Raw genomic sequence first — 12,982 nt, 5'->3', positions numbered from 1 at the left:
GGTGGGGTTTCCAAACCCCCCTCGAAAACCACCCGGCCTTACCGGCCCACTGGCCGGGGGGCTTCCCCCCCGGGGCCGGTTCCACCGGGGAAGGTCCGCCCGGCACGGGGGCGGACCTTCCGCGTTCCACCGGCCGCGGCTCCGGCGTCCGCTCAGCGGGCGGCGCACGCCTGCGGCAGCCCGTCCCACTCCTCAGCGGGGAACGGGTGGCCCCAGTGCCTGCGGTACCCGTCCGCTCCCTGCTCGGAGAGCAGCTCTTCGACCATGCTCACGAAGGCGTCGACGAACCCGTCCGCCGGCACCCGGCCGTGACCTTCCCGCGCAGGGGCGGCCGCCGACGCGATCTCGCCGGGGCCGCCGGGGTGTCCAGGAGCCGCCGTTCCGTGGAAGGCTCCGTGGCGGAGGATCCGCCGCGGACCGCCGCGGGAGGGACAGAGGGAACGGAGTTCACCGGATGAGCGGGCGCGAGTTCGACCTGGTGCTGTTCGGCGCCACCGGTTTCGTCGGGGCGCTCACCGCCCGGTACCTGGCCGGCGCCGCCCCCGCCGGTACCCGGATCGCGTTGGCGGGGCGTTCACCGGAGAAGCTGCGCGCCGTCCTGGACGACCTCGGCGACGGCGCCGGCGGCTGGACGACCGTCGTCGCGGACGCGGGCAGCCCCGCCGACCTGGCGGCGATGGCACGGCGGACCACCGTCGTCGTCACCACGGTGGGCCCCTACGCGCGCCACGGCCTGCCCCTGGTGGAGGCCTGTGCCGAGGCGGGGACCCACTACGCGGACCTCACGGGGGAGCCGCTCTTCGTCCGGGACTGCGTCGACCGGTTCCACGACGTCGCCGCCCGGTCCGGTGCGAAGATCGTCCACTCCTGCGGGTTCGACTCGGTCCCCTCCGACCTGAACGCCTACCTCCTCCACCGCCGGCTGCGGGACGACGACGCCGGCCTGATGACCGGCACCACCCTCGTCGCGGCGCTCAAGGGCGGGATGAGCGGCGGCACCGTCGACTCCGGCATCACCCAGCTGGAGACCGTCGCCCGCGACCGGACCCTGGGGCGGGTCCTCGCCGACCCCTACGCCCTCAGCCCCGACCGTGCGCGCGAACCCGGCCTCGGACCCCAGCGGGACCACGCACTGCGCCGGGCCCGGACGGTGGACCCGAGCCTGTCCGGATGGGTGACGACCTTCATCATGGCCTCGCACAACACGAAGATCGTGCGCCGCAGCGCCGCCCTGCTCGACGGGGCCTACGGGCCGGACTTCCGCTACCGCGAGGTCATGTCCACCGGCAGGTCCCGGACGGCGCCGGTCCTGGCGGCCGGGGTCGCCGCGGCGATGGTGGCCTACCAGACGCTGGGACCCCTCGTCGCCCGGGGAGCGGGGCTGAAGGCGCTGCGCCGCATCGCGCCCGCGCCCGGCACCGGGCCGGACGAACAGGCCCGCGCCGACGGGCACTTCACCATGACCACCGTCACCCGCACCACCACCGGGGCCCGCTACCGGGCCCTGTGCGCCGCGCAGGGTGACCCCGGCTACCAGGCCACGGCGGTGATGCTCGGCGAGAGCGGACTCGCCCTCGCCCTCGACGGACCGCGCCTCCCCGCGACCGCCGGCGTCCTGACCCCGGCCACCGCCATGCCCGACGCCCTCACCGGACGCCTGCGCGCCGCCGGATTCACCCTCACGACGGAACGGATCGGCGACTGATCCCACCGGGGCAGCGGTGGCGCCGGGCGCAGCTGAGGACGCCGGCCGCCCCGACCGGGGCACGCCCGGCCGGGGCACGCCCGCCGGCGGCGGCCTGCCTCACTCCTCCGCCGGGCCGGCCCCGCCCGTGAGCAGGTGCCGCAACTCGCCCGGCGTGAAGGAACGTTCCGTCCGCGTGTCCGCGTCCCGCACCGCGGCCAGGAGCGCCAGCACCCGGGTCCGCCAGGGCTGCGCGCCCACCTCCCCGAGCACGTCCAGGGCCCGCTCGAACCTCTCGGCGGCCGCCGCGTGGTCGCCCGCCACCGCGTCCACGCATCCCAGGTCGGTCTCCACCCGGGCGTACAGGAAGCGGTCGGCCAGCTCCTTGGTGATCTCCAGCGCCTGCCGCAGCGTGTGTCCGGCGGCCGCCGCCCGGCCCAGGCTCCACTGGGCCTCGCCCAGCCCGCGCAGCGCGTGGGCCTCACCGACCCGGTCGCCCTCCTTGCGGGCCAGACGCAGCACCTCACGGAAGGACTCGGCGGCCTCCTCCGGTTCCCCCGCCCGCAGCCGCACCTCGGCGAGCCGGTAGACGCCCTGGGTCTCCGCCCGGACCGAACCGGCCCGCCGGCTCAGCTCCACCGCCTCCACGGCGAGCGGCAGCGCCTGCTCGGTCTCGCCGCGGTCCAGCTCGATCTGGGCCAGGTAGCCGAGCAGATGGGCCTGGTTGCGGATGTCGCCGGTTCGGGAGAACCCGTGCAGCGCGGCCCGGCAGGACTCCAGGGCCCGCTCCCAGTCGCCCTGGAACCGCGCGCACATGGCCAGGTTCCGCTCGGCCAGGGCCGCCCCGTGGAGGTCGCCGGTCCCCTTCAGCAGGCGCAGCGCGGCCATGTTCCAGCCCTCGGCCTGCTCGTAGCGCCGCTGGTAGATGGCGAGCGAGCCCAGCAGCCGCAGCATGGTGGCCTCACCGGTCCGGTCACCGGCGCGGCGCGCGGCGGACAGCGCCGCGTCCGCGCAACGCTGCCAGTCCTCCAGGTAGTTGCGGGTCTCGAAGTGCGGCACCGCTGCCTCGGTCAGCGCCCAGGCGTACCGCGCCCGACCGGTGCCGGCCGCGTGCACCACCGTGTCGGTGAGGGGACCGCGTTCGGAGTCGAACCAGTCCAGCGGCGCTGCCAGCAGCTCCTGCGCCCCCTCCCTCAGGTACTCCGGAGCCGGCTCCGCGGGACGGCCGACGGGGAACGCGTTCCCGTTCAGCCGCCGGTGCGCCTCCTCGGCCAGCCACAGCCAGACGCCGAAGACCCGCTCGAGCGCCTCGTCGCACTCCCGCGGCGTCTCGTCGGCCTCCGCGCGCTCACGGGCGAAGAGCTGGAGCAGGTCCTGGAACCGGTAGCGGGCCGCCCGGCCCGGCACCGGCTCGATCACCTCCAGCAACTGCGCGTCCACGAGCTGGTCCAGCAGCTCCTCGGCGTGCCACAGGTCGGTGCCCACCGTGGCCGCGGCCACCCAGGCCGCGAAGTCCGCGGTGCGCATCAGTCCGAGCCGGCGGTACATCCGCGCCGCGTCCGGCGTGAGGTCGCGGTACGTCAGCCGGAAACCGGCCCGCACCCCGCCCTCCTCCGGACTCAGCTCGTCCAGCCGCCGCCGCTGGTCCCGCAGCCGTTCCACCAGCCCCCGCACCGTCAGGCCGGGTTTGGCGGCCAGCCGCGCCCCGGCGATCCGCAGCGCCAGCGGCAGGCAGTCGCACAGCGCGCTCAGCTGCTCCAGGGCCACCGGGTCGCTGCCGAAGCGCTCCGCCCCGGCGATCTTCGTCAGCAGGGTCGTCGCCTCGGTCGGCGCCAGGACGCCCAGTCTGATCCGCAGCGCCGTGTAGTCCCCAGTCAGGTCGTCCAGCGCCTCACGCCCGGTGGCGAGCACGACGCTGCGGCCGCCGCCCGGGAGCAGGGGTCTCAGCTGGGTGAACGACCGCACGTTGTCGAGGACGATGAGTGTCCGGCGGGTGCTGAGCATGCTGCGGAACAGGGCGCCCCGCTCGTCGGCGTCCTCCGGGATGTGCGGGGCGGGCACGCCCAGGGCGCGCAGGAAGCGGTCCAGGACGGCGGCGGGGGAGACCGGTGGGGAGCCCTCGTCGTAGCCGCGCAGGTCGGCGAAGAGCTGGCCGTCGGGGAAGCGGTCGGCGGCCTGGCTCGCCCAGTGGACCGCCAGCGCCGTCTTGCCGACCCCGCCGACGCCGGCGATCGTCGCCACCGCGGGCGCGTGCGGCCGGTACGGCTCCTTCAACAGCCGGTCCAGGGCGCCGAGTTCCTCCTGCCGCCCGGTGAACCGCCGGACGTCCGCGGGAAGCTGGGCCGGTGCCGCCTCGACCCCGCCCACCGGGCCCACCGAGGCCGCCGGGCCGTCCGGCGCCACGGTGGGCGGCCGGGTCAGTTCCGGCGAGTCCCGCAGGATCAGGTCGTGCAACTGCTGGAGTCCGGGGCCGGGATCGATGCCCAGTTCGTCGTTGAGCAGCCGCCGGCCCCGGCGGAAGGCCTCCAGCGCCTCGGCGCGCTGCCCGGAGCGGTACAGCGCCAGCATCAGATGCTCGCGCGACTGCTCGCGGAGCGGATGCCGGGCGACCAGCTCGCCCAGTTCCCCGGTCAGGACCCGGTGGCGCCCCAGCTCCAGCATCAGCCCGGCGCGCTCCTCCATGAGGTCGAGCCGTAACTGCTCCAGCCGCGCGGCCTCCGCCTCGATGCGTTCGCCCGGCAGTTCGTCCAGGGCCGGGCCGCGCCACTTGCTCAGGGCCTCCTCCAGCAGCCGGCAGGCCTCGTCCGCCCGCCCGTGCCGTGCGGCGTCCCGCCCGCGTTCGGCCTGCCGCAGGAACTCCACGACGTCGATGCGGTGGTCGCCGCTCACCAGCACGTACCCCGGCGGAGAGGTGCGGACCAGGTCGGTCTCGCCGGCCTCCTTGAAGGTCTTGCGCAGGGTCGCGACGCAGATGGCGATCTGGTTGCGCGCGGTCGCCGGAGGGTCGTCCGGCCAGACGGCGTCCACGAGGGTGTCGACGGACACGGTCCGGTCCGCGGACAGCAGCAGCATCGCCAGCACCGTGGACTGCCGCCTGCCCTTGATGCGCAGGGAGTTCCCGTCGGCCTGGACGACCAAGGGCCCCAGCATGCGGAAGACGAACTGATTCAACGGTCCCCCCCACGACCTGAGTCAGGGCGGCCACGCTACAACAACGAACCGGCCACGATGAGGGGGCGGACTGTCACTCCTTGTCATCGACGGCGATTTCCCGCCTCGGCGCGAACGCCGCCGCGGCCCCTCCCGCGGGGAACGCGCAGCGACACGCGCCGCCACCCGCCCCGGCCGGTGGGTCCCACGCCGCCTTTCGGCCACATTGCCATCGGTCGCCGCACCGGACGTCCGCGACCACGCAGGCCGTCCGGACCCCGCCAACCGGAAGCCTGACCGCCGGAAACGCGGCTCCCGGAGTCCCCGGCCCGCCCGTCGTCCCGGGGCCCCGGCACACGGCGGAGCAAGCGGTTTCCGGCCGCGTCCGCCTACCCAGCCGCGTCCGCCGGCTCCGGGCGGGGCGCCGTCCCGGCCGTGGCGAGCCCGGTACGCACGCCACGGCCGGGACACCTTCGCTCGAGGTGTCCCGGCCGTGGGCGTGAGGGCCCTGCCCAGGTCTCATGAGTCGGAGTCCTTCCCGTCCTCCGCGGCGTCCTCGTCCTCGACGCCCTTCAGGGGCTCGCCGGCGCCGGTGCCGCCGCCGCTGTAACCCTCGGTGGCGCTCGCCGTGCCGGGGACGACGCGCTCCTGCGCCTCCTGCTCCAGCCCGGAGTGCGCGCCGGGACCCCGGTCCGGCGTCCCGGCCTCCCGCTCCTCGGCGTCGTTCCGCTCTTCGTCGGGGCTCTCGGATCCCGCCATGTTCGCTCCCATCCTCGAGATTCCGGGCGCCCGCCCGACTCCCGGCCGGGCGGGCTCGGCGCAGCAGGCGGGTACCCGCCGCGCCTGCCCGAAAACGGGGAACGCCGAGCTCAGAAGGGTCGAGGGGACGCCGGCCCCGCGAGCCCGGACCCGCTCAGCCGACGCAGCCGATGTGGGCCAGCGCCTGCTTGAGGAGGACGCCGTGGCCGCCCGGCATCTCGTTCTGCACCAGTGGCGACGCGGCCTCCTGAGGGCTGAACCAGACCAGGTCCAGGGCGTCCTGCCGGGGTCTGCAGTCGCCGGCGACGGGGACGACGTACGCGAGCGACACCGCGTGCTGCCGCGGGTCGTGGAACGGCGTGACGCCCTGGGTGGGGAAGTACTCCGCGACGGTGAACGGCTGCAGCGAGGCCGGCACCCGGGGGAGGGCCACCGGGCCGAGGTCCTTCTCGAGGTGCCGCAGGAGCGCGTCCCGGACCCGTTCGTGATGGAGGACGCGGCCGGAGACCAGGGAGCGGGTCACCGCTCCGTCCGGGCCGATGCGCAGCAGCAGCCCGACGCTGGTGACCTCCCCGCTGTCGTCGACGCGCACGGGCACCGCCTCGACGTACAGGATCGGCATCCGGGCGCGTGCGAGTTCGAGTTCGTCGGTGGTCAGCCAACCGGGCGTGGTTTCGGTCATGTCAGACACGCTGGCGATCATACTTTCCTTGGTCCGTCCAGGGGGATGGCACAGCCGAGGAACCCCGCACGAGGGGCCGGAACTCAGTGCAAACAAAATTGTTGACAATGCGGTCGGGCGGGCTCTACGGTCGACTCGCACTCAGGGAGGGCACATGGAGCCGAGCGCTCGGCCGGGCACCGGCGAACAGGCCAAGCAGCGTGCCGCGAAGCTGCTGCGGGACGCGATCCTGCGCGGTGACATGGTCCCGGCCCAGCGGCTGGTGGAGAACGAGCTCGCCGAGCAGTTCGGTGTCACCCGCGCGAGCATTCGGGCCGCCCTCATCGATCTGGCGGCCGAGGGACTGGTCGAACGGATCCGCAACCGCGGGTCTCGGGTGCGGGTGGTGAGCGTCGAGGAGGCGGTCGCCATCACCGAGTGCCGCATGGTCCTGGAAGGACTGTGCGCGGCCAAGGCGGCCCTCGCGGCCACCGAGGAACAGCTCGACCGGCTCCGCCGGCTGGGCGCCGACATGTCCGAGGCGGTGGCCCAGGGCGAGGCGATGACCTACTCGCAGCTCAACCGCGAGCTGCACTCCCTGCTCAGGGAGTACTCCGGGCAGAGCGTCGCCCACGAGCTCCTGGAGCGCCTGAACGGCCAACTGGTGCGCCACCGCTTCCAGTTGGCGCTGCGGCCGGGGCGGCCGCAGCAGTCCCTGCCCGAGCACCTGGCCATCATCGACGCGGTGACGGCCAGGGACCCCGAGGCGGCCGACCAGGCCGTCCGCGCCCATCTCACGAGTGTGATCGCCGCGCTGCGCGAGTGATCGCCCCGGCGGGAGGGCGTCCGCAACCTGTCCAAGGAGGCTGGACCATGACCCGCCGGTACGACGAGGTCCGCTGCATGCTGATGCGCGGCGGCACCTCGAAGGGCGCCTACTTCCTCGCGGCGGACCTGCCGGCGGATCCCGCCGAGCGGGACGACCTGTTGCTGCGGGTGATGGGCAGCCCGGACCCCCGGCAGATCGACGGGCTCGGCGGCGGTCATCCGCTCGCCAGCAAGGTTGCCGTGGTCGCGCCCTCCACCGACCCCGCCGCGGACGTCGACTACCTCTTCCTCCAGGTCGCGGTGGACGCCGCCGAGGTCTCCGACCGCCAGAACTGCGGGAACCTGCTGGCCGGGGTGGGCCCCTTCGCCGTCGAGCGCGGCCTGGTCCCGGCGGGGGAGGGCGGAGGGGAGGGCACCACCGCCGTCCGCATCCGCATGGTGAACAGCGGCGACCACGCCGTCGCCCGGGTGCCCACCCCCGGCGGCCGGGTCTCCTACGCCGGCGACGCGGAGATATCCGGCGTGCCCGGCGCCGCCGCCCCCGTCGTCGTCGACTTCCCGCCCGGCGCCGGTCCGCTGCTGCCGACCGGGCAGGTCCGCGACGAGATCGCCGGCGTTCGCGCCACCTGCGTCGACAACGGCATGCCGACGGTCCTGATGGCCGCGGCCGACCTGGGCCTCACCGGCTACGAGAGCCCCGCCGAACTCGAGGCCGACCGGGAACTCGCCGCGCGGCTGCGCGAGATCCGGCTGGCCGCCGGCCACCTGATGGGCCTCGGCGACGTCGAGCACACCACCGTGCCCAAGCTGACGCTGCTGGCCCCGCCCCGCTCCGACCAGGGGGCCGTCACCACCCGCACCTTCATCCCCGTGCGCTGCCACACCTCCATCGGCGTCCTGGGCGCCGCCGGCGTGGCCGCCGGGATCCGGCTCGCGGGATCCGTCGGCGAGGGCATCGCCCGCCTCCCGGACCAGGGCGACCGGGTGCGCATCGAACACCCCACCGGCTTCTTCGACCTCGAGTCCGCCGTCGACCAGGGCACCCACGGCTCCCCGCCGGCCGCCCGCCGCACCGCGGTGGTCCGCACCGCCCGCAAGATCTTCGACGGCACGGTCTTCCCCCGCCCCGCCGGAACCGCGGCCACCCCCGCACGTCACGCGTAAGGAGACGGACCATGACTCCGCCGCTGGGAGACATCGCCCACCTCGGGCACGTCGAACTGCTCACCCCCGACGTCGAACGCAGCGCCCGGTTCTTCACCGAGATCCTCGGACTCACCGAGAACGGCCGCTCCGGCGACTCCGTCTACCTGCGCACCTTCGACGACTACGAGCACCACAGCCTCGTGCTGACCGCGGCCGACAAGCCCGGCGTGCGGCGCACCTCGCTGCGCGGCTCCAGCGAGGAGGCCCTCCGGCGCCGGGTCGCGGCGACCCAGGAGGCCGGCCTGGACGGCCGGTGGGTCGAGGACGAGCCGGGCATCGGCCCGATGTACGTCACCACCGACCGGGACGACCACGAGCTGGCCCTGTACTACGAGACCGAGTGGTACCAGGCGCCGCCGGAACTGAGGCCCGGGCTGAAGAACCAGCCGCAGGCCAAGCCCCGCCAGGGCGTGGGCGTGCGGCGGCTGGACCACGTCAACTTCCTGGCCCGGGACGTCGCCGCCAACGCCGACCACGTCCAGCACGTGCTCGGGGCCCGGCCGACCGAGCAGATCCAGCTCGACGACGGCACCATCGGCGCGAAGTGGCTGACCTTCACCGACAAGTCGTACGACCTCGTCCACACCTCCGACCGGACCGGGTCCACCGGGCGGCTGCACCACATCGCCTTCGCCACCGACACCCGTGAGGACATCCTCCGGGCGGCCGACCTGTGCCTCGACAACGACGTGTTCATCGAGACCGGCCCGCACAAGCACGCCATCCAGCAGACGTTCTTCCTCTACGTCTACGAGCCCGGCGGCAACCGGATCGAGCTGTGCAACCCGCTCACCCGGCTGGTGCTCGCCCCCGACTGGCCGCTGATCACCTGGACCGAGGCGGAGCGCGCCAAGGGCCAGGCATGGGGCCTCAGGACCATCGAGTCCTTCCACACCCACGGCACCCCGCCGGTGGACTGAGACAACGGCAGGCGGACGCCTCACCGCGCCCACCCGCCAGGACGCGGGCACGGGCACCGGCACGGGCACGCGCAAAGGAAGGGGGAGGGGCGCGCGGCACGGGGTACGTGGAGGGGCGTGCGCCGCGGCGCTTCGGCGATCTTCCCCCTCCGCCCCCTGTCGGGAGAGGATCGTCCGAGGTCCCCGGACCGCACCGGACCGTCGTACCGGACCGTCGCACCGGGCCGTCAGGAAGGAGAGCCGATGCCCGAGGAAACGATCGGCGTCGTGGGCGCCGGAATCGTCGGCCTCGCCACCGCGCGGGAGATCGCCGCGCGCCGCCCCGGCACCCGGGTCGTGGTGCTGGACAAGGAGCGGCGGATCGCCGTCCACCAGACCGGCCACAACTCCGGCGTGGTGCACGCCGGGATCTACTACCGCCCCGGAAGCCTCAAGGCCACCCTGTGCACCCGCGGCGTGGCCCTGCTCCGGGAGTACTGCCAGGACCGCGGTCTGCCCTACGACGAGTGCGGCAAGCTGGTCGTGGCCGTCACCCCCGAGGAGGTCCCGCGGCTGGAGGCGCTGTACGCCAACGCCCTGGAGAACCGGGTGCCCGGCGTCCGGCAGATCCCCGGGGCGGCGATCCGCGAGGTCGAGCCGCACGCCGCCGGGCTCGCCGCGATCCACTCCCCGCGCACCGCGATCACCGACTACACGGCCGTCGCCCGCTCCTTCGCCCAGGACGTCGAGAACGCCGGGGGCGAGATCCGCCTCGGTTTCCCCGTAGGCCGGATCCGCGAGGGCGCCGACGGCACCGTGGAGGTGATCTCCCAGGACGGCAAGTCGCTGGTCCACGTCGACCGCCTGGTGATCTGCGCGGGCCTGCAGAGCGACCGGGTGGCGCGGCTCGCCGGCGACGGGGCCGACCCGCGCATCGTCCCCTTCCGCGGCGAGTACATGACCATCCGGCCGGAGAAGGCCGGCCTGGTGCGCGGCCTGGTCTATCCGGTGCCGGACCCGCGCTACCCGTTCCTCGGAGTCCACTTCACCCGGCGGGTCGACGGCTCCGTGGAGGTCGGCCCCAACGCCGTCCTCGCCTTCGCCCGCGAGGGCTACCGACTCACCGACGTCGATCCGCGGGAGCTCGCCCGGGTCGCCGCCTTCCCCGGCACCTGGCGGCTGGCCCGGAAGCACTGGCGCACCGGCGCCCGCGAGATGCGGGGGTCCCTGTCGGTCCGGGCCTACATGAAGGCCGCCGAGGCGTACGTCCCCGGCGTCGGAGCGGGCGACGTGGTGCGGGCGGGAGCGGGGGTACGGGCCCAGGCGCTGGGTCGTGACGGGTCGCTGGTCGACGACTTCGTCGTCCACCACCTCGGCCCGGTCACCGCGGTGCGCAATGCGCCCTCGCCCGCGGCGACGTCGTCCATGGCCATCGCCGAGCACATCGCCGACGCCGTCCTGGACCGCGCCCCCTCCGCCTGACCCGGGGCACCGCCGTCCGGCCCGGGGCCGCCGCCCGGGCCGGTGCCGCCGCCCGGGCCGGCTCCGGTGCCGCCCGCCTTGCCGACTCGGGTTGCCGCCTGTTCGGTTGGGGGTTGCGGCCCGCTTCGTCGGCTCGGGCTGTCGCCTGTCCGGCTGGGGTTGCGGCCCGCTTCGTCGGCTAGTGCTGCCGCCTGTCCAACTCGGGCCGCCGCCCGACGCGTCCGCTCCGGTGCCGCGCGCCTCACCCACTCCGGCGCCGCGTACGCCGTGGGGCGGCGGTCCCGGCCGGCAGTCGGCGGGGCTCCGGGGCGCGGCGCAGGTCCTGGGCCGGGGCGGCGGCGTCAACGGGCGGTGGCCCCGTTCAGCCGGACGGGGCCACCGCACGCCGCACGTCCTGGAGCACCGTGCGCGCGGCGATGGGCCCGCCGGGCCCCTCCCAGGCCGACCCGTCCACCACCGTCACCCGGTCCCGCCGCTCCGCCTCGGAGAGGGAGGCCAGCGCCGGACGGTCCCGCGCCGAGGAGAACGCCTGCACCGCCTCCTCCCGCCCGCCGCCGCGTACCCCGAAGAACACCCAGTCGCCGTCCGTGCCCCTGCCGGGGGCGCGGCCCAGGCCCAGCGATTCCAGCGTGGAGCGCACATGGTCGGCCGCCGCCGGCCGCACCAGCTCGTCGCCCGACCACCGCACCACGCCCACCGCCCGGCGGGTGCCCTCCAGCCGCGGCCCCACCACCCGTGCCGTCTCCGCGAGTTCGGCGCCGTACTGGCCCAGCACCTGCTGGGCGACCGAGGCCATGTTGAGGGCGTCCGCCGTCGCGGTGAACGCCTGCTTCCAGCCGTACCGGCCCGTCGAGGTCACCACCGTCGGGGCCACGGCCTGCAGCGCCGCCAGGCTGTCCACCGCGCGGGTGGACTCGTCGACCAGGATCAGGTCCGGCTGCAGCTCCTTCAACCGCCCCGTCCGGACCACCCCCTCCTCGGCCACCACCCGCGCCGGCACGGCCCGGTCCGCCAGGTAGGACGGCGGCCGGCCCCCGTCCTCGGCGAACACCGCCGTCCCGTACGGCTCCACGCCGAGCGCGAGCGCGGCGTCCAAGGTCGACCGGCTGAGCGTCACCACCCGCTGCGCGCCCAGCGGCACCTCAACCGTCCGCCCGTGCGCGTCCACGATCCGGCGGGTGCCCACCGGCCCCGTGATCTCCGAGTCCTCCGCCCCCTCCGCGGGGCCCAGATCCTCACCGGTGCAGCCCGAGAGCAGCAGCGCCGCACAGGCGGCGACGGCCAGGGGCAGGCGCACGGCCCGGCGCGTGGGCCGGTGGCGGACGGACGGCATCGGCATACGGGCGCTCCTCGCGACGACGGTGATCGGAACGCTACCGGGAGTCGGGCGCCCGGTTCGAGACGACGCGTGTCGGCGCCGCCCGCGCCCCCGTGCCGCACCTGGCCCGACGGCACCGCTCCGGCCGAAGATCGTTCCCCGTACCATCGGTCTCCGCATGGACACGATGACGCTCTGGAACATCAGCCCCTGGGGCTTCGCCGCGCTCGCCGCCGCGACCCTGCTCGTCGGCTTCTCCAAGACCTCGGTCAGCGGCGCCAACACGGTCAGCCTGGCGGTGTTCGCCGCCGTGCTCCCGGCGCGCGAGTCCGTCGGCGTGCTGCTCCCCGTGCTGATCGCGGGCGACGTGCTGGCGGTGGTGACCTACCGTCGGCACGCCCACTGGCCCACCCTCTGGCGGCTGTTCCCCGCCGTGGCGGTGGGCGTCGTCCTCGGCACCCTCTTCCTGATGTGGGCTGACGACGGCGCGGTCCGCGTCTCCATCGGCCTGACGCTGCTGCTGATGACCGGCCTCACCGTGTGGCGGACCCGTCGCGCCGGCCGGGCGGACGACCCCGACGCCGTCGTCACCCGGGCCGGACGGATCAAGGCCCGCTCCTACGGAGTGCTGGGAGGCTTCACCACCATGGTCGCCAACGCGGGCGGCCCGGTCATGTCGATGTACCTGCTCTCCGCCGGCTTCCGGAAGTTCGGCTTCCTGGGCACCTCGGCGTTCTTCTTCCTGATCGTCAACGTCGCCAAGGTCCCCTTCAGCGTGGGCCTGGGACTCATCGACACCAAGGCGCTGCTGCTGGACGCCGCCCTCGTCCTCTTCGTGATCCCCGGCGCGCTGCTCGGCCGCTGGGCGGTCGACCGCATCAACCAGCGGCTGTTCGAGCAACTCGTCATCGCCGCCACCGTCCTGGGAGCCCTCCAACTGCTCCTGCGGTGACGGCTCCCGCCTGGCGGAGCGGGAGGAGCGGGACGGGCGGAAC

General features: G+C 74.8%; 11 protein-coding genes. 6 read left to right on the top strand and 5 right to left on the bottom strand.

What is annotated here, in order from left to right; all coding sequences use genetic code 11:
- Positions 1-152: 152 nt before the first annotated feature.
- On the bottom strand, positions 153-302 hold the full coding sequence (locus tag ACWD3O_RS26485) for a hypothetical protein (RefSeq protein WP_451417610.1): 150 nt from the start codon (positions 300-302) through the stop codon (positions 153-155).
- A 152-nt stretch (positions 303-454) separates the two neighbouring features.
- Here ACWD3O_RS26485 and ACWD3O_RS26480 point away from each other — a divergent pair, with 152 nt between their 5' ends.
- A complete protein-coding gene (locus ACWD3O_RS26480; RefSeq protein WP_451417609.1) occupies positions 455-1,705 on the top strand; it encodes a saccharopine dehydrogenase family protein in 1,251 nt (416 codons plus the stop codon).
- A gap of 99 nt (positions 1,706-1,804) precedes the next feature.
- Here the strand turns inward: ACWD3O_RS26480 and ACWD3O_RS26475 are convergent, their stop codons facing one another.
- From ACWD3O_RS26475 to ACWD3O_RS26465, 3 genes are all read right to left on the bottom strand, one after another.
- A complete protein-coding gene (locus ACWD3O_RS26475) occupies positions 1,805-4,855 on the bottom strand; it encodes an AfsR/SARP family transcriptional regulator (RefSeq protein ID WP_451417608.1) in 3,051 nt (1,016 codons plus the stop codon).
- A gap of 498 nt (positions 4,856-5,353) precedes the next feature.
- A complete protein-coding gene (locus tag ACWD3O_RS26470) occupies positions 5,354-5,593 on the bottom strand; it encodes a hypothetical protein (RefSeq protein ID WP_451417607.1) in 240 nt (79 codons plus the stop codon).
- Between the two features lie 154 nt (positions 5,594-5,747).
- Entirely contained in the window at positions 5,748-6,275 is a 528-nt protein-coding gene (locus ACWD3O_RS26465; RefSeq protein WP_451412239.1) for an NUDIX hydrolase family protein, read from the bottom strand.
- Between the two features lie 154 nt (positions 6,276-6,429).
- Here ACWD3O_RS26465 and ACWD3O_RS26460 point away from each other — a divergent pair, with 154 nt between their 5' ends.
- The 4 genes from ACWD3O_RS26460 to lhgO all read left to right on the top strand — a co-directional run bounded on the left by ACWD3O_RS26460 (position 6,430) and on the right by lhgO (position 10,669).
- Positions 6,430-7,080, top strand: a complete 651-nt coding sequence (locus ACWD3O_RS26460) for a GntR family transcriptional regulator (RefSeq protein ID WP_451417606.1) — start codon at positions 6,430-6,432, stop codon at positions 7,078-7,080.
- A 47-nt stretch (positions 7,081-7,127) separates the two neighbouring features.
- Entirely contained in the window at positions 7,128-8,246 is a 1,119-nt protein-coding gene (locus tag ACWD3O_RS26455; RefSeq protein WP_451417605.1) for a 4-oxalomesaconate tautomerase, read from the top strand.
- A gap of 11 nt (positions 8,247-8,257) precedes the next feature.
- Positions 8,258-9,208 carry a VOC family protein gene (locus ACWD3O_RS26450; RefSeq protein ID WP_451417604.1) on the top strand — a complete coding sequence of 317 codons (951 nt, stop codon included), beginning with the start codon at positions 8,258-8,260 and terminating at the stop codon, positions 9,206-9,208.
- A gap of 243 nt (positions 9,209-9,451) precedes the next feature.
- On the top strand, positions 9,452-10,669 hold the full coding sequence (gene lhgO / locus ACWD3O_RS26445; RefSeq protein ID WP_451417603.1) for an L-2-hydroxyglutarate oxidase: 1,218 nt from the start codon (positions 9,452-9,454) through the stop codon (positions 10,667-10,669).
- A 361-nt stretch (positions 10,670-11,030) separates the two neighbouring features.
- Here lhgO and ACWD3O_RS26440 read toward each other — a convergent pair whose 3' ends face one another.
- Entirely contained in the window at positions 11,031-12,008 is a 978-nt protein-coding gene (locus ACWD3O_RS26440) for a hypothetical protein (protein ID WP_451417602.1), read from the bottom strand.
- Between the two features lie 157 nt (positions 12,009-12,165).
- Here ACWD3O_RS26440 and ACWD3O_RS26435 point away from each other — a divergent pair, with 157 nt between their 5' ends.
- The gene (locus ACWD3O_RS26435) at positions 12,166-12,939 is read left to right on the top strand and encodes a sulfite exporter TauE/SafE family protein (protein WP_451417601.1); all 774 of its coding nucleotides are present in this window, start codon (positions 12,166-12,168) and stop codon (positions 12,937-12,939) included.
- The last annotated feature ends 43 nt before the right edge of the window (positions 12,940-12,982 follow it).

It is taken from the genome of Streptomyces sp. NPDC002640, from assembly GCF_053592575.1.
This window is presented reverse-complemented; position numbering and strand designations above follow the sequence as displayed.